The sequence below is a fragment of the Paracoccus jiaweipingae genome, from assembly GCF_044335505.1.
In the GTDB taxonomy this organism is placed as follows: domain Bacteria; phylum Pseudomonadota; class Alphaproteobacteria; order Rhodobacterales; family Rhodobacteraceae; genus Paracoccus.
In genome coordinates, this window is the sequence record NZ_JBISBS010000009.1 from 109,142 (window position 1) to 127,950 (window position 18,809).

Genomic DNA, 18,809 nt, shown 5'->3' on the forward strand with positions numbered 1-18,809 from the left:
CGGCCTTTCGCGTCAGTCCCCCCCTTCTAAAGCCGCCGCACGGCGATGGGAACAGGCGCAGACATCTGGTATTTTCGAAAAGAAAAAAGCCGTTTTGCGCAATAAAATAAACCCAGCCCATTGAGGGCATCGCAGCGCTGGGGTAATCAGGCCTGAACCCGCGTCAGAGGACCCCATGAGCAGCGACAACCACCCCCGCAAATCCCGTATCACCCCGGAAGAGGCGCTGGCCTATCACATGGACCCGCGGCCGGGGAAATACGACATTGTGCCCTCGACCCCGATGGCGACGCAGCGCGACCTGTCGCTGGCCTATTCCCCCGGTGTGGCCGTCCCGGTCGAGGCCATCGCGCAGCGTCCCGAGACCGCCTATGACTATACCACCAAGGGCAATATGGTGGCGGTGATCAGCAATGGCACCGCGATTCTGGGGCTGGGGAACCTTGGCGCGCTGGCCTCCAAGCCGGTGATGGAGGGCAAGGCCGTGCTGTTCAAGCGCTTTGCCGATGTCAACGCCATCGACATCGAACTGGACACCGAAGACCCTGACGAGATCATTCAGGCGGTGCGGCTGATGGGGCCGACATTCGGCGGCATCAATCTGGAGGATATCAAGGCCCCGGAATGTTTCATCATCGAAAGCCGCCTGAAAGAGCTGATGGACATCCCGGTCTTTCACGACGACCAGCACGGCACGGCGGTGATCTGTGCCGCCGGGCTGATCAACGCGCTGGAACTGTCGGGCAAGCGGATCGAGGATTGCCGCATCGTCCTGAACGGTGCCGGCGCGGCGGGGATCGCCTGTCTGGAACTGATCAAGACCATGGGCGCGCGGTCCGAAAACTGTATCATGTGCGACACCAAGGGCGTGATCTTCAAGGGCCGGACCGAGGGCATGAATCAGTGGAAATCGGCCCATGCCGTCGACACCGATGCCCGCACGCTGGACGATGCAATGGTGGGGGCCGATGTGTTTCTGGGCGTCAGCGCCAAGGGTGCGGTGACGCAGGCCATGGTCGAATCCATGGCCGAAAACCCGGTCATCTTTGCCATGGCCAACCCCGACCCCGAAATCACCCCCGAGGACGCCCATGCCGTGCGCCCCGACGCCATCGTCGCCACCGGGCGCAGCGATTACCCCAATCAGGTCAATAACGTTCTGGGCTTTCCCTATCTGTTCCGGGGCGCGCTGGACATCCACGCCCGCGCCATCAATGACGAGATGAAGATCGCCTGCGCACAGGCGCTGGCCGAACTGGCCCGTCAGGATGTCCCGGACGAGGTCGCCGTGGCCTATGGCCGCAAGCTGACCTTCGGGCGCGACTACATCATCCCGACGCCCTTTGATCCGCGCCTGATCCATGTCGTGCCGCCCGCGGTGGCGCAGGCGGGGATGGACACCGGCGTCGCGCGGCGCCCGATCATCGACATGGACGGCTATCGCCATGCGCTGATGGCGCGGATGGACCCGACCGCCAGCATCCTGCAAGGCATCCATGCCCGCGCCCGTCAGGCACAGGCCCGGATGATCTTTGCCGAGGGCGACGACCCGCGCGTGCTGCGCGCCGCGGTGGCCTGGCAACGCGGCGGCATGGGGCAATCGCTGGTCGTGGGCCGCGACACCGAGGTGCGCGAATTGCTGGCCGCCGCCGGCATGGCCGATGCCGCGCGCGAAATCACCGTGGTCAATGCCGCCAACAGCCGCCATCTGGATGCCTATCACGACTTTCTTTACAGCCGGCTTCAGCGCAAGGGCGTCGACCGCGAGGACGCGCATAAGCTGGCCAACCGCGACCGCCATATCTTTGCCGCTCTGATGCTGGCGCATGGCCATGGCGACGGTCTGGTGACAGGCGCCACCCGCAAAAGCGCCCATGTGCTGGACCAGATCGGCCGCGTCTTTGACGTGCGTGCCGAAGACGGCGCCGTCGGCATCACCGCCGTGCTGCACAAGGGCCGGGTGATCCTGATCGGGGACACGCTGGCGCATGAATGGCCCGATGAAAACGATCTGGCCGATATTGCCGAACGCGGCGCCCGCGTGGCCCGTGGGCTGGGGCTGGAACCGCGCGTGGCCTTTCTGTCCTTCTCGAATTTCGGCTATCCGATCAGCGAACGGGCACAGAAAATGGCCGATGCGGGCCGTGTGCTGGACCGCCGCCATGTCGATTTCGAATACGAGGGCGAAATGACCGTCGATGTGGCGCTGAACATGGAACAGGCCGCGAAATACCCGTTCAGCCGCCTGTCGGCACCCGCCAATGTGCTGGTGGTGCCGGCCCGGCATTCGGCCAGCATCTCGGTCAAGCTGTTGCAGGAAATGGCGGGTGCCACCGTGATCGGCCCGATCCTGACCGGCGTGTCAAAACCGATCCAGATCTGTTCGACCAATTCGACGGTCAATGACATCCTGAACATGGCCTCGATCGCGGCCTATAAACTGGGGCAACTGGGTTAAGGGGCAAGGCCCGGTGGGTATTTGGGCAACGAAGAAGCCCGCTGTTTCTGCGTTGTCGAAATACCCCGGGGGTAAGGGCCGCAGGCCCGAGGGGGCTGGCCCCCTTCAGTCCAGGTGGGTCTGGCCGCGCTGATGGGCCAGATCGACCTGATGCTGGCGTTCGCGAAACCGGGCGCGGTCGGCGTCGGAATATTCGGTCATGCAGCGATGGCAGGACACGCCGGGTTCGTATTCGGGCCGGGTCTTGTCCTGCGCCGATAACGGGCGGCGGCAGGCGTGGCACAGGTCGTAATCGCCCTGCTGCAACCCGTGGCGCAGGCTGACGCGGCGGTCAAAGACAAAACAGTCGCCCTGCCACAGGCTGTCCTGCTGTGGCACGTCCTCGAGGTATTTCAGGATGCCGCCCTTGAGGTGATAGACATCCTCAACCCCCTCTGAGATCAGGAAATTGGTCGATTTTTCGCAGCGGATACCGCCGGTGCAGAACATCGCCACGCGCTTGTTGTGAAAGCGGTGGGCGTTTTCGCGCCACCATGCGGGAAAGTCGCGGAAGGACCGGGTTTTGGGGTCGATGGCGCCCTGAAAGGTGCCGATCCCGACCTCGTAATCGTTGCGGGTGTCGATGACCACGACATCGGGGGCGGTGATCAGCGCGTTCCAGTCCTGCGGCTCGACATAGTGGCCGACGGATGCGGTGGGGTCCACATCGGGCTGGCCCATGGTCACGATCTCGCGTTTCAGGCGCACTTTCATGCGGCCAAAGGGCATGTCGCGGGCGGGGCTTTCCTTGTGGATCAGCGCCGCGCAGCCGGGCAGGGCGCGGATATGGGCCAGCACCGCGTCGATGCCCGCGCGCGGACCGGCGATGGTGCCGTTGATCCCCTCGGGGGCCAGCAGCAGCGTGCCCCTGACGCCGCCCTCTGCGGCGCAGGCCAGCAGGGGCGCGCGCAGGGCCTGCGGGTCGGGAAAGCGGGTAAAGTGATACAGCGCGGCGACGGTAAACATGGCAGCGCTTTATCCCCGCCCCGGCATTGACGCAAGCGGGGGGCGCGCCTACGGTCTGGGCCTGTGGTGCCACAGCGGGGGAAGATGCGCGTGAAACAGGCCCTGATCGTGATCGACACGCAGGTCGATTTCTGCCCCGGCGGCGCGCTTGGCGTCCCCGAGGGCGACCGCATTGTGCCGCAGGTCAATGCGCTGATGGACCGTTTCGACACCGTGGTGCTGACACAGGACTGGCATCCGGCGGGGCATTTGTCCTTTGCCTCCAGCCATCCGCGTCTGGCGCCTTACGCGGTCACCGATATGCCCTATGGCCGGCAGGTGCTGTGGCCCGATCACTGCGTCATCGGCACCCAAGGTGCGGCGTTTCACCCCGATCTGCACAGCGACCGTGCCGATCTGATCCTGCGCAAGGGCTTTCGCCGCCAGATCGACAGCTATTCCGCCTTTTACGAAAACGACCGTGAAACGCCCACCGGGCTGACCGGTTATCTGCGCACGCGCGGCATCAGCGACCTGACCTTTGTCGGGCTGGCCTTCGATTTCTGCGTCGCCTGGAGCGCGCTGGACGCCGTGCGCGAGGGCTTTGCCGTCAGCGTCATCGAAGAGGCCACCCGCGCCATCGACCTGAACGGATCGCGCGCCACTGCCCGCGCCGACCTGCACGCCGCCGGAGTAACCCTGACATGATGATGCCCACGGTCGATATTGCCGCCCGCGTCTATAACCACAAATGGAAGATCGACCCCATCGTGCGGTCGCTGATCGACGACGATTTCTATAAGCTGCTGATGTGTCAGTCGGTGTTTCGCAACAAACCCGACACCCATGTCACCTTTCAGCTGATCAACCGCACCAAATCCATCCGTCTGGCCGAGATCATCGACGAGGGCGAGCTGCGCGAGCAACTGGACCATGTGCGCGGCCTGTCGCTGACGCGCGGCGAAAGCACTTGGATGCGCGGCAACACGTTTTACGGCAAGCGCCAGATGTTCCGCCCCGACTTTATGGAGTTTCTGGAAAATCTGCGGCTGCCCGCCTATCACCTTGAAAAGCGCGACGGCCAGTATGAACTGACCTTCGAAGGCCGCTGGCCCGAGGTGATGCTGTGGGAAATCCCGGCGCTGGCCATCCTGATGGAGCTGCGGTCACGCGCGGTGCTGAAGGAAATGGGCCGGTTCGAATTGCAGGTGCTTTACGCCCGCGCCATGACCCGGCTGTGGGAAAAGATCGAGGCCCTGCGCGCATTGGACGGGCTGAAAATCGCTGATTTCGGCACCCGCCGCCGCCACAGTTACCTGTGGCAGGACTGGTGTGTGCAGGCCATGGTCGAGGGTCTGGGCAGCGCCGATCAGGGGGGCGCGTTCATCGGCACCTCGAACTGCCTGATCGCCATGCGCCGCGACATCGAGGCGATCGGGACCAATGCGCATGAATTGCCCATGGTCTATGCCGCGCTGGCCGACAGCGATGCGGAACTGGCGCGCGCCCCCTATCAGGTGCTGGCCGACTGGCACGAGGAACATGAAGGCAATCTGCGCATCATCCTGCCCGATACGTTCGGAACCCAGAATTTCCTGCGCAATGCCCCTGACTGGCTGGCGGGCTGGACCGGCATCCGCATCGACAGCGGCGACCCGGTGGCGGCGACGGAAACCGCCATTCGCTGGTGGCACGAACGCGGCGAGGACCCGCGCGAGAAACTGGTTATTTTCAGCGACGGGCTGGATGTCGACGAGATCACCCGCCTGTATCACCTGTTCAAGGACCGGGTGCGGCCCAGTTTCGGGTGGGGCACCCTGCTGACCAATGATTTTCGCGGGCTGGTGCCGGGTGACGGGCTGGCGCCGTTTTCGCTGGTCTGCAAGGCGGTCGAGGCCAATGGCCGCCCGACCGTCAAGCTGTCGGACAACCCGGCCAAGGCGATGGGACCGGCGGACCAGATTGAACGTTACAAGCGGGTCTTTCACCTGCCCCTGCAACAGGCCCGCCCGGTCGAGGTCTGAACTGGCCGCACTCTGCCGCGGCGCAGTCGCGTCTGACCGGCGCGGGCGGGTCAGACCAGCCGCCTGATGATCAGCAAAATGCCCCCGGCCAGCCCGGCGCTGATCGGCACCGTGACCGCCCATGCGGTGACGATCGCCCCCATATAGCTGCGGCGCACCAGATGGCGGCGGTGCAGTTCCTCGTCCGGCAGGGCGGCGCGGGTCTTGCGGCGGCGGCGGTCATCCCATTCGCGAAACAGCCCGACCCCGAACACCCCGCCCACCGCGATATGCGTGGTCGAGACCGGAAAGGCCAGCGCCGAGGCCGCGATGACGGTAATCGCCGTGGCCATGGTCACGCACAGCGCCCGCACCGGGTTCAGCCGGGTGATGCCGCTGCCGACCATTTGCACCAGCCGCCGCCCGAACAGCACAATGCCGGTGGCCACCCCAAGGCTGGCCAGCCCGATGATCCATTGCGGCGTGGCGATGGCCGCCCCGCGCAGCCCGGCGCTTTGCAGCAGCACGGTCAGCGGCGCGGCGACATTGGCGACGTCATTGGCGCCATGGGCAAAGGCCATCAGCCCCGCCGACAGCACCAGCGGCGGACCCAGCAGATGTTTCAGCACCGATTTTTCGGGTTGCAGCAGCGCCATCTGGCGCAGCAGCGTGCGTCTGGCCCACAGCCAGCCCAACAGCGCCACGGCGGGGGCGGTTGTGGCCAGGACCGCCCCACCCTGACCGGCCAGTGTGCCGACATACAGCGCAAAGGCCCCGGCCGTCACCGCTACCATTGCCGGCAGCCAGACCGCGGCGGCCCTGCGCCGGTCACCGGCACGGTCGACGCGAAAGCGCAGAAAGGCCAGCAGCCCCCCGGCCAGCAGGCCCGACACCAGCGGCGAGACCACCCAGACCAGCCCGATCTGGGCCAGCATCCGCCACTCGACCGCCGCCAGCCCCTGTGCCGCGATACCGGCACCGGCAATGCCGCCGACGATGGAATGGGTGGTGCTGACGGGGGCGCGGCTCCAGGTGGCAAGGCTGATCCAGATCGCGGCGGCCAGCAGCGCGGCCAGCATGATCCGGGCCGGGGCGCGGTCGAACAGCAGCAGGTCGATATTCAGAATGCCGCGCGTCAGCGTGCCGGTCACCGCCTGCCCGCCAAGCCACGCCCCCGCCAGTTCCGCCCCCGCCGCCAGCGCCAGCCCCGCCCCAAGCGATATGGCCCGCGCGCCATAGGCCGGGGCCAGCGCGTTCGATACATCGTTGCCGCCGATCCCCAGCGCCAGATAGGCCGCGATCGCCGCCCCTGCCGCAATGGTCGCCAGCGCGCCCTGCTGGCCCGCCATTCCCAGCACCACCAGCACCACGGCGGCAATGAACAGCGCCGCCGCCCCCAGCCGCAGCCAGCCGGACGCCGCCTGCGCCGCCGCCGTTTCGGCATTGGCGATGCGGCCCAGATCCTTGTCCAGAATGCGATAGTCCTGCGGGTTTTTAGCCATGGCGCGTCTTCATGCGCGCAAATGCCGCATAAAGCAATATCGCAGCGATCACTGCTGTGTCAGCCGCAGCAGGATCTGGCGCAGCCCGTCCTCGGCCACCAGACCGGCGGCCTCGACCGGGTAAAACCACTGGCGCCGGCGCTGGTCGCGTTCGGGGAAATCCTGCGCGGCCTCGTCCGTGTCAAGGACATAGACCGCGACCTCGATCGGGATGGCAAAGCCGCGATCCTGCGTCTTGGCATAGCTGTAATGGCCGATCGGGTCCGGCCCGACGCGGCCCCGGATGCCGGCCTCTTCCCAGGCCTCTTGCGCGGCGGCCTGCGCCATGGACAGGCCCGGCATCGGCCAGCCCTTGGGGATGACCCAGCGCCCGGTGCCGCGGCTGGTGATCAGCAGCACCCGGTCCCGCGCCGGGTTCAGGCACAGCGCCGCGACCTGCATTGCCGCTGGCGGACGGCCGATCAGCCGCCCCAGCCTGTCACGAAAGCCGGGCTTCATTCCTCGCCGGTCCCTACCTTGCCGCGCAGGGCCTTGACCGCGCCGCGTTCGGATTTGGCCTTCAGGCGCCGGCGCTGGCTGCCAAGGGTCGGGCGGGTGGCGATGCGGCGCTTGGGGGCGATGGTGGCTTTGCGGATCAGCTCGGCCAGCCGTTCGCGGGCCAGTTCGCGGTTGCGTGCCTGACTGCGGGTTTCCTGCGCCAGAATCACCACCGCGCCATCGCTGGTCCAGCGCCGCCCCGCCAGCCGCTTTAGCCGCCGCTTGACCGGGTCGGGCAAATGCGGCGAGCGTTCGGCCTCGAACCGCAGCTCGACCGCGGTTTCAACCTTGTTCACGTTCTGCCCGCCCGGCCCCTGCGCGCGGGTGAATTGCTCGGACAGTTCCCAGTCCGCAATCGTGATGGCGTCGTTGATCCTCAGCATGTGGTCAGAACACCCCAAGCTGCGCCGGGTTTCAATCCCCGTCATGGTCACGACAGGGTCAATTGCCGCGCGTTAAGCGAATCTTCACCCGACTGTCTTAAAACGGCAGCACAGGATGATTCGAAAGGACGCCCCGATATGCCATCTGACAGCGCCGCCCCGGCGCCCGTGGCCCTGACCGCCGCCATCGGCCAGATGTCGGCATGGCTGGCCAACCATCCCGCCGTGCTGGCCGGGGGCGGGCCGCCCCGGCTTGACGTCGACGCGCCCAATCAGCCGGCATGGGCGCAACTGACCCAGGCGGTCGCGGGGGTGACGGAAATGCTGCGGCTGGCCTCGGTCACGGCGGATTCGCTGCGCAACGGGCTGGCGCTGTTCGACGACGATCTGCGCCTGCGCTATGCCAATGCGCCGTTTCGCGAATTTCTGGGCACGCGCCTGTTATGCGAACCGGGGCTGCCGCTGATGACCATTATCGACACCGTGCTGCGCCACGATCTGGCCCGCCCCGACCCCGCCCGGCAGGAGGTCTGGCTGCAACAGCTGCGCGAGGGGCGGGATTGCGTGATGCGGCTGACCACCCGTTCCGGCGCGGTCCTGAGGTGGAGTTTGACCGCAGCAAGGGGGGGCGGTTATATCGCGCAGGCCCATGACGTGACGCGCAAGCTGCGGCATAACCGCCGCCTTGCCGCCGCCCGCCGCAACGAAGCGCAGGCCAATGCCGCCCGCGTCGCCTTCTTTGCGCATATGAGCCACGAACTGCGCACCCCCATTGCCGGTATTGTCGGCATGGCCGACCTGTTGACCGAGACGCTTTCCGACCCCGACGCGCGGGGCTGCGCCACCACCATCCGTAATTCCGGCGAGGCGCTGCTGGCGCTGGTCAATGACATCCTTGATTACGCGCGGGGCAAGGCGAATGCCTTTTCGATCAACCCGGCCCCCTTTGCCGTAACGGCGCTGGCGCAGGATGTGATCGCGCTTTTGTCGCGCGCCGCAACCGCCAGGGGGATAGCGCTTACGCATCGCATCGACCCGCATTTGCCGGCACAGATGATCGGTGATGCGGCGCGGATCCGGCAGATCATGGTCAATCTGCTGGGCAATGCGGTCAAGTTCACCAGTGCGGGCGGCGTGACCCTGCATCTGCAACCGGGGCGCGGCGGGCGCGGGCTGAACCTGATGGTCGAGGACAGCGGCCCCGGCATCCCCGAGGACAAGCTGGACGACATTTTCCGCGATTTCATCCAGATCGGGCCGGGTCAGGGCGGGTCGGGTCTGGGGCTGCCGATTTCCAGCCAGTTGACGCGTGCCATGGGCAGCGATCTGTGGGTCTGTAACCGGCCCGAGGGGGGCGTGGCCTTTGGCTGCTGGCTGGACCTTCAGCCCGCCCCGGCGACACAGGTCGTGGCAAGTGATGCCGGGGCGGTCAACACGGCCCTGTCCGGGGGGGCGTGCGCGGTGGCGGCGGGCGGCAACGGCGACCCGGCACCGATGGCCTCTGTCAAGGCCAGCGCGGGTGGCCGCCGGGTCTTGGTGGCCGATGACAACGCGACCAACCGGCTGTTGATCTCGCGCATGTTGCGTGACCAGCCGGTGGATCTGTTATTCGCGGCGGATGGTCAGGACGCGGTGACGCAATGGCGGCATTATCGCCCCGATCTGGTGCTGATGGATATTTCGATGCCGGTGATGAGCGGGATCGACGCCACCCGCGCCATCCGCCGGATCGAGGCGCAAGAGGCGCGGCCCCCGACCCCGGTCGTTGCCACCACCGCCTATACCGAGGATGGCAAACGGGTCGAGATCATGACCGCCGGTGCCACCGACCTGTTGTCCAAGCCGTTTCGCCGGGCGCAGCTGTTGGCGCTGCTGGCCGATCATGTGCCAAAAGCCGCTGGCGGGGCGGGGGCACACAAATCGCCCCTTTGCAATGTGACGCCAACCGGCTAGCCATTCGCAAGCATTTTCAAATGAGGTCAGCCATGTCCCAAAGCAGCGATGCGCGCCAGATGGGGGCGCGCAGGATCGACAGTTTCAAGGCCTATGATGTGCGTGGCCGTCTGGGCATCGACCTGGACGAGGACATCGCCTATCGCATTGGCCGCGCTTTCGCGCAGGCGCGGGGCGCACAGCGGGTGGTCGTCGGCCATGACAGCCGCGAAACCTCGCCCGCGCTGGCGGCATCGCTGATCGCGGGTCTGACCGACGGGGGCTGTGACGTGCTGGATCTGGGTCTGGCCGGCACCGAGGAAGTGTATTTCGCCACCGGGCATTACGGCACCGATGGTGGGATCGAGGTCACGGCATCGCACAATCCGATCGACTATAACGGGATGAAGCTGGTGGGGCGCGGATCGGCCCCGCTGAGCCCCGATATTGAGCTGGCGCAGGTGCAGGCGCTGGCGGAATCGGGCGATTTCGCCGCCGCGACCAGGGGCAGCGTGACTGCATTGCCGCAGGCCCGCGCTGTTTATGCCGCAGCACTGGTCGATTTCATCGAGGTTGATCAGCTGCGACCGATGAAAATTCTGGTCAATGCCGGGAATGGCACCGCCGGACCGACCTTTGACGCCATCGCCGCCGAACTGGCCGCGCGCGGCGCCCCGCTTGATTTCGTGCGCGTTAACCATCAGCCCGATTCACGCTTTCCCAACGGCATTCCCAACCCGCTGCTGGACGAAAACCAGCCAATGACCGCAGACCCCGTGCGCGCCGAAGGGGCGGATCTGGGCGTGGCATGGGATGGCGATTTCGACCGCTGTTTCTTTTTCGACGAAACCGGGCGTTTCATTCCGGGCGAATATATCGTCGGTCTGCTGGCGGCGGCTTTTCTGGAAAAATCGCCGGGCGAAAAGATTGTCCATGATCCGCGCGTGGTGATGAACACCCGCGCCGTGATCGCCGAGGCGGGGGGGCAGGCCGTCCAGTCCCGCACCGGCCACGCTTTCGTCAAGCGCGCCATGCGCGATTGCGGTGCCATTTATGGCGGCGAAATGTCGGCGCACCACTATTTCCGCGATTTCTATTACTGCGACAGCGGGATGATCCCGTGGCTGCTGGTGGTGGAATTGCTGTCGCGCAAACAATGTTCGCTGGCGGACCTGCTTTCAGATCGGATGACGCGCTATCCCTCGTCCGGCGAGGCGAATTTCCGCCTTGACGACGCCGATGCCGCCATTGCCCGGATCAAGGCGCATTACGGCCCGCGGGCCGATGAAACCGACCTGACCGATGGCCTGTCCTATGCGTTCGATGATGGCTGGCGGTTCAATCTGCGCAAGTCGAATACAGAACCGGTGGTGCGCCTGAATCTGGAATCGGACGGCAGGCCCGAACGTCTGGCGTCGCTGCGCGATCAGGTCGTCAGTGTGATGCAGGGCTGATGATCAAAAACGGCGGCCCTGCGGTCGCCGGACCCCTGCCCGGCGGGTATGGCCAGCCCGCCGCGACAGGCGGACCGGCGCAGCCTTAGCGCCGGTCGCGGATGCTGAAATAAATCAGCAGCATGATCGACCAGATCAGCAACAGCCCGGAAAATACCAGAAACAGCGTCAGCGGCCGGTTCGGCACGATCGAGGCTTCGGCCAGTTTCGGCTGGATATGGGCCACCAGATAGCGCGACTGCTTCAACCCCTCGGCAATGGCGATGTCCAGCGCGGTGTGGGCCGAGGTATAGCCCGCTTCGGCAAATTGCAGATCCACCGCCAGCCTTTCGTATTCCGCCATCAACTGGGCATAGCTTTCACCGCCCGGCCCCTTGCCGCCCGCCCCGAATTTGTCGCGTTCATCCGCGATACGCTTGCGGATGGCTTCGATCTTCTGGCGGGCCTGAACCGCGCGTGGGTCGTTTTCCTGCGCCGTTTCGCGCAGGGTGTCATAGGCGACCAGCGCCTCGGCCAGTTGGCTTTGCAGCTGGGTGATCACCCCCATCTGCCCGGCCAGATCGGCAGCGGGATCAACGATCTGTGTGCGCATCCGAAACGCGGTCAGCGCCTGACGTGCCTTGGTCAGCCGGTCCTGGGCCTTGGCCAGCTCGGCACGGGCAAAGCGGGTCGAATCGTCGCGTGCGATGTCAGACAGCCGGTTGATCGTGCGGCTGCTTTCGTCAAACGCCGCCTGCGCGATGTCGCGCGCATCCTGGGCGGTGAAGGCCGCGACGCGCAGGGTGATCAGCTTGGACGCGTTGTCGTAATCGACCTTGACCTGATCGCGCCAGTAGTCGGTCAGGTCCTCGATCGTGCCGGCGGGGTTATAGGCATAAAACCAGTCATGCGGCCAGTTGCGGGCGAATTTATCGCGCAGGTCCAGTTGGCCGTCGATGGTGGCGACGATGTCCTCGCTGCGCAGAAAATCGTGCAGGATGTCGGTGTCCGATGCGCTGCCGGTGCCGCCAAAAGCGGACAGCCCACCCAGCAGGTCCAGCGATGCGGCGGCATTTTCCTTGCGCACCGAAAACGCAACGGTCGAGACATATTGGTCAGAGGCCCGCGCCCACAGATACCACCCGGCAATCAGGCTGGGCAGGATCACCAGCAGCACCAGACTGGCCACCAGCACGCGCCGGAAGCCGGTTACGACCACCTGTTCCGTGCCGCGCGGGGCGGGCGCGGGTTGGGGCTTGGGGGCGCCGGGGGCAGGGGTCGGCCCGCCCGCGGTTTGCGCGGCGGTGGCTGCGGCGCCGGGCTTGGGTGCGGCGGCCTGTGCCGGCGCCGGTTTTGCAGGGGTCGCCGGTGGGGTGGGGGCAGGTTGGCTCACGTCGCGATACTTTCACTCTTGTGCCATTCTGGCGCCGTGTTACATGCGCGGGCCGCACAAGGCCAGCATTTCCATCGCGGTTTCAGATGTGGGGCGGGCAAAGACCCGCCTATAGCAACAGGTCCGACAGGTTCAGGATATGGGTGCCAAGCAGCAGCACCTCGAGGTCCGAGCGGCCATTACCGTCCAGATCAATCTGAAGCCGCAGCCCGGCGCTGGTGTCCAGAATGCGCAGCTGGCTGTCGCCGCTGAAGGCCGCCGTGCCGATATAGCTGAGGCCAAGGCCCGAAAAATCGACGATATCCTGACCGCTGGTGAAATCGGTCACCCGGTCGGCGCCAGCGCCTGTCCCCATCTCGCGCGGGCTGCGAAAGACGAAATGGTCGGCCCCGGCCCCACCGTTGAGCGTGTCGGCCCCGCCCCCGCCGATCAGGGTGTCGTCGCCATCGCCGCCAATCAGCGTGTCGCGTCCCGGCCCGCCGACCAGCAGGTCATTTCCCCCACCCCCCGCCAGCATGTCATCGCCATTGCCGCCTTGCAGCGTATCACGCCCCTGATCGCCATACATCAGGTCGTTGCCGCCATCGCCCAACAGCCAGTCGTCATCATCGCCGCCGCGGATGGTGTCATTGCCGCTGAACCCGCGGATCGTGTCATTGCCGGTTCCGCCCAGAATGCTGTCATGGCCCGTCCCGCCCGAAACGGAATCATTGCCGTCGCCAGCGTTGATAATGTCATCGCCCCCTTCGCCCCAGATGGTGTCGTGACCGGCACCGCCGAAAACGGTGTCGTTGTCGGCCCCGGCCTTGATAGTGTCGTTGCCATCGCCCCCGTCGATATGGTCGCGCCCGCCCTGTGCGATGATGGTGTCATTGCCCGCCCCGCCCAGAATGGTGTCCTGTCCCACACCGGTCCACAGAAAATCATGGCCGTCCCCACCGTCGAGATAGTTCGATTCCGCCTTGTCCACCAGGCGGTCATTGCCGCCGCCCCCTTCCAGACGGTCGTTGCCGCGCTGGCCATACAGCGTGTCATCGCCATCGCCCCCCAGCAGCAGGTCGTCGTCGCCACCGCTGATCAGCACGTCATTGCCCGGCCCGCCGATCAGGGTGTCGTTACCGCTTTGGCCGCGCAGGTCGTCATTGCCTTCGCCGCCGACGATCCAGTCATCGCCCCACCAGCCGCTGATCTTGTCATCGCCGCCATCCCCGAACAGCCGGTCATTGCCGAACTGCCCGTGCAGGGTGTCATTTCCGGCCCCGCCCGAGATGCTGTCATCGCCGCGCCCACCCGCCAGCCAGTCATCGGCGGCACTGCCAAGAATGGTGTCGTTTCCGGCATGGGCCAGCACGCGCGAACCGCCGAAATCGGCCTGCAACAGTTCGGCCCCGTCCGTGCCGATGATCAGGGTGCGCTCCATCGGTGACAGGTAATGGGCGTTTGGGAACATCTCTTCGGTGAAAAAGTCGCGTGGCAGCCCGCGTCCGTCGGCGGTGACAAGCGTGATCGAGGTGTCGCCGTAAAAGATTTTGGCACCATCGCGCTGGGGCGAAATGACCAGCTGATAGGTGCTGCGCAGCATTCCCAGAAAAGACAGGTCCAGCCGGTCGATGCCGGGCTGAAAATCCTCGATGATGATGCGGCCCCCGACCTCGGCGGCGACAAAGATGTCGGCCCCGGCGCCGCCGCGCATCCGCACCGGGCGGCCATTGGCAATCAGGATGTCGTCGCCGTCCCCCCCCTCGATCCGATAGGTTGTCGCGCCGCCGATCAGCAGGTCCGATCCGGCGCCGCCGCGCGCCACGCCGTCGGTGCTGACACCCGACAGGCCGGCCGTGCCTGGATCGACCTGAAACTGGGTAATGCCAGTTTCGTTTCCGCTGGCGACGAACAGGGCAATCTTGCCGTTGATGGCCACGGCCTCGATCGTGGTGACGGCGGCCAGCGTGGTCTGGTCGGTATCGGTCAGGTTGGCCAGCCATAACAGCCGCCCATCAGGCAGCATCCGATACATGGTCAGCCCACCATCATTGCCCCCGGCGAAGACAAAGCTGCGATTGCCCAGGGTCACGGTGGCCAGTGCGGTCACGCCCTGAAACCGCGTTCCCAGTTCGTCGATAATATGGTCGCGCGGGGTCAGCGCGCCGGTGGGGCTGATTTCCAGCACCGTCAGCGACGAGGCATCGGCCGAAGCCATCACCAGATAGGGCTTTCCCGCGACCTGCGTGGCGGCCAGTGCGGTTGGGGTGTTGAACCCCACCCCGCGTTCCACGCCCAGATATTGCCCGCTGCTGATCTGGCCGCCGGGGCCGATCATGTGGCTGCACAGAAAATTGCCAAGCGACGAGGCCGCGAACACCATGGTGCGCGTCCCCACCTGCACGATGGCGATATCGTCGATCTGGGCATCGGCCAGCGGCGAGGTCAGCGACAACAGCGATTCGCCCGCGGCGACGAAGGTGCCCTGCGCGGTCTGGCGGTGCAGCGAAAACCCCAGTTCGCCGCGCTGGGCGGTGACCAGATAATCGGTGCCGTTGATGGTAAAATGCCGGGCCACCACCGTCTGATCGCTGATCGGCAGCCCGGTCACCGTGGCAGGAGTCATGCGCCCGCCGGCATCCAGACCGACCGGGCTGCCGCCGGTGGCGCCGATGGGAAAGACCAGATCGCGGCCATTCAGGTCCATCACCGTTGCCTCGGGCAGGTTCAACAGGCCGGTGCCGGGGGCATAGGCCCGCAGATCGACCGCCCGCAGCGCCCTGTCAGACCCATCCACCTGATAGGTGCTGAGGCCACCACCCCGCTGCGTGGCCGCGACCAGCACCAGTTTTCCGCCCACCTCTGCGACGGTCAGATCGGCGATTTGCGTCGTGAAGGACGAATTGCGACCCGTCAGGGTGCAGATGTGGCTGATCTTGACCATAACAAGGCCCGGAACTGACAAACGACCGGGCCAGATTAGGTGGTTATCCCCTAAGAAAGAATAAACGGCGCGAAGATCCGCGCCGTTTTATGTTTAGGATTTTATTATATTTTTCTGCTTACAGCAGGAAGTCGCCCTGCGCCACCTGATGGGTTGCGATCAGGTTGATCTGCATATCGGCCTGACGGTCGCCATCCAAGTCGATCAGCACCTGCGTCATGCCGCCATTATGCGCCAGCCGCAGCGACCCGCCATCGCCGGTGAAATTGCCAAACCCGGCATAGTCCAGCCTCAGCCCGGTCAGGCTGATCCGGTCCTGACCCGAGGTAAAGCCGATAATGTCATCCGCGGCGGCGGTGCTGTTGTCACCGGCGGCGAAGATAAAGACATCCGCGCCTTCGGCCCCGATCAGGCGGTCACGGCCCGCGCCGCCGATCAGGGTGTCATTGCCGTTGCCGCCATGCAGCGTGTCGCTGCCCGTGCCGCCGATCATCCGGTCATTGCCCCCGGCGCCGGTCAGATAGTCATCGCCCGCGCCGCCATCCATCAGGTCGTCGCCGATCAGCCCCAGCAGGGTGTCGTTGCCTTCCTCACCATACAGCACGTCATTGCCGGCACCGCCGTTAAAGCGGTCATTGCCCTCGCCCCCGGCCAGCGTGTCATTGCCGCTGTGGCCGATCAGGAAGTCATTGCCTTCGTCGCCAAAGACCAGATCGTCATCCGCCCCGGCCGAGATAAAGTCGTCATCCTCGCCGCCGCGCAGGGTGTCATTGCCGGTGCCGCCGTAAATGGTGTCGCGGCCCGCGCCCCCGCGGGCAAAGTCATTGCCGGCCAGCGACATCACCCGGTCATTACCGGCGCCGCCATCCAGTTCGTCATTGCCCGCGCCGCCGTTCAGCGTGTCATCGCCCTGACCGCCAAGCAGGGTGTCATTGCCGCCGTGACCGATCAGCAGGTCATTGCCATCGCCGCCATCGGCGCTGTCGTCGCCATCCTGACCATAGACGACATCGTTGCCCGCGCCGCCAAACAGCACGTCATTGCCGGTGCCACCAAACAGCGTGTCATTGCCGTTTCCGCCATCCAGCGAATCGGCCCCGATCCCGCCGAACAGGCGGTCATTGCCGTCCATCCCGGACAGGGTGTCGTTGCCGGCATTGCCATACAGCGCATTCGCTGCCGCATTGCCGCGCACGGTATCGCTGGCCGATCCGGCCCTGACGTCCTCAATCACCGTGTCCAGCGCGATGCCCAGATTGCCGCGCAGCCCCAGAATGTCGGAATACGCACCCGGCGTCAGGTCGACGCGCTGTGCCTTGCTGTCGCCCGACAGGTCCAGCGTGTCGATGCCGCCCTGATCAAAGATGGTGAACGCCACCGGTTCCTTGACCACGCCGCTGACCAGCCGGTCACTGAGGTCGCGGTAATACCCATCGGCATTGCTGTTCCAGAAATAGGTGGTGTTCCCAGCCTGCATCCCCATCGGTTTGCCATAAATCGACTGAACCGCCAAAATATCGGCCAGCATCGGGGTCATGACATAGGCCTTGCTGGCATCCACCGTCGTGTTGTCGACCTGCGAGAAATACGACATGATGGTCATCTGCCAGCTGTCGTTGTCATAATGGTTGTCCACGCCATAGGTGGCCTTGCCATCGTAATTGCCCGGATGCCCCAGCCCAAGGGCGTGACCCAATTCGTGAATCCAGGTCTGGATGTAATAGTTGTCGTCGCGGACGCCATAGAAGAATTCCCACTGCCAGCCGACATTGACGATGGCCAGCGTGGACATGCCCCCCATGGTGACCGTGCTGGTATAGGCCGGGCCGTCGTCATCGGTCAGATAGATCTTGGCCTTGGTCAGCTCGGGGTTGCCGACACCGCCGATATCGCGGAAATGGATGCCGGTCACGGCGGTCCAGGCATCCAGCGCCTTGGTCGCGACCACGCGATCGGCGCGGTCCAGCGACGACATGTCCACGGTCAGGGTGCCCCCCGGCGCCACGTCGAATTTGCGCGGCCCCTGGCCCATATCGCGCCAGAACCCGGTGGTCAGATAGTCGGCGACCTGTTGGGGGGTGAATTTGACCATTGTTGTCTTTCCTTATGGCAAGGTCGAAAAAATATGGGCCGGGCGGCTATTGCGTCGCACCGGTATGATCATTGGCCGCCCGCGCCAGTTGCGCCCCAAGCGCCCTGATCATGGTGTCGGTCAGGGCTGGCTGGTCGACAATATCGGCATCAAGACGCGGCAGACGGGTTCGCCCGCCATGGGCGTCGCTGATTTCCAGCCAGGCGGACAGGCCTTTGGGCGCCGCAGCGATTGTCAGCACCGCCGGTGCGACCGCAGGGGCCAGCGTGGCCGCGACGGCGTGGCACAGGCCGTCGGCCTGATCATGCGGCACGTCGGGCGCGGCCTGACAGGTCAGGCTGGCCCCGTCGACGGCCAGAACAAGGGTGGTCACGGTAACGAAAGACATCTTGGGGGCCGCATTTTCGCACAGGTGGTTTAACGTGAAATTAACCACATTATCTCAGAAAAGACGAGTCCCATGACAGCGCCTTCACGGCATGTTAGCAACCATTTGAACTATTGAGAAGGTAACATGCAGATTGAGAAAACCCCACTGCCTGGCGTGCTGATTCTGACGCCGCGGCGGTTCCGGGACGAGCGCGGCCTTTTCAGCGAAAGCTGGAATCGCGCCACCCTGGTGCAGGCCGGGCTGACGCTGCCCGATTTCGTTCAGGATAACCATTCCCTGTCGCATCGTGTCGGCACGTTGCGCGGGCTGCATTACCAGTCACCGCCCCACGCACAGGGCAAGCTGGTGCGCTGTGGGCGCGGGCGGCTTTACGATGTCGCCGTCGATGCGCGTCGCGGCAGCCCGCATTACGGCCAATGGTTCGGCGCCGAATTATCGGCGGAAAATGGCCGGCAGCTTTGGGTGCCGGCGGGCTTTTTGCACGGGTTTGTCACGCGCGAGGATGACACCGAAATCATCTATAAATGCACCGATATTTACGCCCCCGACTGCGATGGCGGCGTGGCCTGGGACAGCCTGGGCATCGACTGGGGGCTGGACGATCCGCTGTTGTCGCCCAAGGATGCCGGGGCTATCCCCTTTGACGCATGGGACAGCCCGTTCACCTTCGCTGACTGGCCCGACACGACATGGACAGGGGCAGGCTTTTAAGATGAAGTTACTTTTGACGGGTGGTTGCGGTTTTATTGGGTCTGCGGTTGTTCGTCTTGCGGTTTCG

The 18,809-nt window shown here is 65.2% G+C and carries 14 protein-coding genes; 6 read left to right on the forward strand and 8 right to left on the reverse strand.

Going from position 1 to position 18,809, the window contains the following annotated elements:
* The first annotated feature begins 175 nt into the window (after window positions 1–175).
* Window positions 176–2,458: an NADP-dependent malic enzyme gene (locus ACFXP9_RS13880; protein ID WP_397209031.1), complete on the forward strand. Its 2,283-nt coding sequence runs from the start codon at window positions 176–178 to the stop codon at window positions 2,456–2,458.
* Window positions 2,459–2,563: 105 nt separating this feature from the next.
* Here ACFXP9_RS13880 and trhO read toward each other — a convergent pair whose 3' ends face one another.
* Window positions 2,564–3,463, reverse strand: coding sequence for an oxygen-dependent tRNA uridine(34) hydroxylase TrhO (gene trhO, locus ACFXP9_RS13885; RefSeq protein ID WP_397209030.1), 900 nt, complete (start codon window positions 3,461–3,463; stop codon window positions 2,564–2,566).
* A 90-nt stretch (window positions 3,464–3,553) separates the two neighbouring features.
* Here trhO and pncA point away from each other — a divergent pair, with 90 nt between their 5' ends.
* Together pncA and pncB are read left to right on the forward strand one after the other, a co-directional pair.
* Window positions 3,554–4,150 (forward strand): bifunctional nicotinamidase/pyrazinamidase, encoded by a 597-nt coding sequence (gene pncA / locus ACFXP9_RS13890; RefSeq protein ID WP_397209029.1) that lies wholly within the window; start codon window positions 3,554–3,556, stop codon window positions 4,148–4,150.
* Complete coding sequence (pncB, locus tag ACFXP9_RS13895; RefSeq protein WP_397209028.1) at window positions 4,147–5,466, forward strand: nicotinate phosphoribosyltransferase; 1,320 nt, start codon at window positions 4,147–4,149, stop codon at window positions 5,464–5,466. Before pncA ends, pncB begins: the two co-directional genes overlap by 4 nt.
* Before the next feature lie 50 nt (window positions 5,467–5,516).
* Here the strand turns inward: pncB and ACFXP9_RS13900 are convergent, their stop codons facing one another.
* The 3 genes from ACFXP9_RS13900 to arfB are packed head-to-tail and all read right to left on the reverse strand — an operon-like array spanning window position 5,517 to window position 7,867.
* On the reverse strand, window positions 5,517–6,947 hold the full coding sequence (locus tag ACFXP9_RS13900; protein WP_397209027.1) for an inorganic phosphate transporter: 1,431 nt from the start codon (window positions 6,945–6,947) through the stop codon (window positions 5,517–5,519).
* A gap of 48 nt (window positions 6,948–6,995) precedes the next feature.
* Window positions 6,996–7,445, reverse strand: a complete 450-nt coding sequence (locus ACFXP9_RS13905; protein WP_397209026.1) for an NUDIX hydrolase — start codon at window positions 7,443–7,445, stop codon at window positions 6,996–6,998.
* Window positions 7,442–7,867 carry an alternative ribosome rescue aminoacyl-tRNA hydrolase ArfB gene (gene arfB, locus ACFXP9_RS13910; protein WP_397209025.1) on the reverse strand — a complete coding sequence of 142 codons (426 nt, stop codon included), beginning with the start codon at window positions 7,865–7,867 and terminating at the stop codon, window positions 7,442–7,444. The genes ACFXP9_RS13905 and arfB overlap by 4 nt, the downstream gene beginning before the upstream one ends.
* A 138-nt stretch (window positions 7,868–8,005) precedes the next feature.
* Between arfB and ACFXP9_RS13915 the strand changes: the two genes are divergently transcribed.
* Together ACFXP9_RS13915 and ACFXP9_RS13920 are read left to right on the forward strand one after the other, a co-directional pair.
* The gene (locus tag ACFXP9_RS13915; RefSeq protein ID WP_397209024.1) at window positions 8,006–9,820 is read left to right on the forward strand and encodes a response regulator; all 1,815 of its coding nucleotides are present in this window, start codon (window positions 8,006–8,008) and stop codon (window positions 9,818–9,820) included.
* Window positions 9,821–9,852: 32 nt separating this feature from the next.
* Window positions 9,853–11,253: a phosphohexomutase domain-containing protein gene (locus tag ACFXP9_RS13920; RefSeq protein ID WP_397209023.1), complete on the forward strand. Its 1,401-nt coding sequence runs from the start codon at window positions 9,853–9,855 to the stop codon at window positions 11,251–11,253.
* A gap of 85 nt (window positions 11,254–11,338) precedes the next feature.
* On the opposite strand, the gene ACFXP9_RS13925 is transcribed toward ACFXP9_RS13920, so the two are convergent.
* From ACFXP9_RS13925 to ACFXP9_RS13940, 4 genes are all read right to left on the reverse strand, one after another.
* Entirely contained in the window at window positions 11,339–12,625 is a 1,287-nt protein-coding gene (locus tag ACFXP9_RS13925) for a capsule biosynthesis protein (RefSeq protein WP_397209022.1), read from the reverse strand.
* A gap of 109 nt (window positions 12,626–12,734) precedes the next feature.
* Window positions 12,735–15,548, reverse strand: a complete 2,814-nt coding sequence (locus tag ACFXP9_RS13930; protein ID WP_397209021.1) for a calcium-binding protein — start codon at window positions 15,546–15,548, stop codon at window positions 12,735–12,737.
* Window positions 15,549–15,666: 118 nt separating this feature from the next.
* Window positions 15,667–17,640, reverse strand: coding sequence for a M10 family metallopeptidase (locus ACFXP9_RS13935; protein WP_397209020.1), 1,974 nt, complete (start codon window positions 17,638–17,640; stop codon window positions 15,667–15,669).
* Between the two features lie 46 nt (window positions 17,641–17,686).
* Window positions 17,687–18,028: a hypothetical protein gene (locus tag ACFXP9_RS13940; RefSeq protein WP_397209019.1), complete on the reverse strand. Its 342-nt coding sequence runs from the start codon at window positions 18,026–18,028 to the stop codon at window positions 17,687–17,689.
* A gap of 126 nt (window positions 18,029–18,154) precedes the next feature.
* Between ACFXP9_RS13940 and rfbC the strand changes: the two genes are divergently transcribed.
* Window positions 18,155–18,742: a dTDP-4-dehydrorhamnose 3,5-epimerase gene (gene rfbC, locus ACFXP9_RS13945; protein ID WP_397209018.1), complete on the forward strand. Its 588-nt coding sequence runs from the start codon at window positions 18,155–18,157 to the stop codon at window positions 18,740–18,742.
* Window positions 18,743–18,809 lie beyond the last annotated feature (67 nt).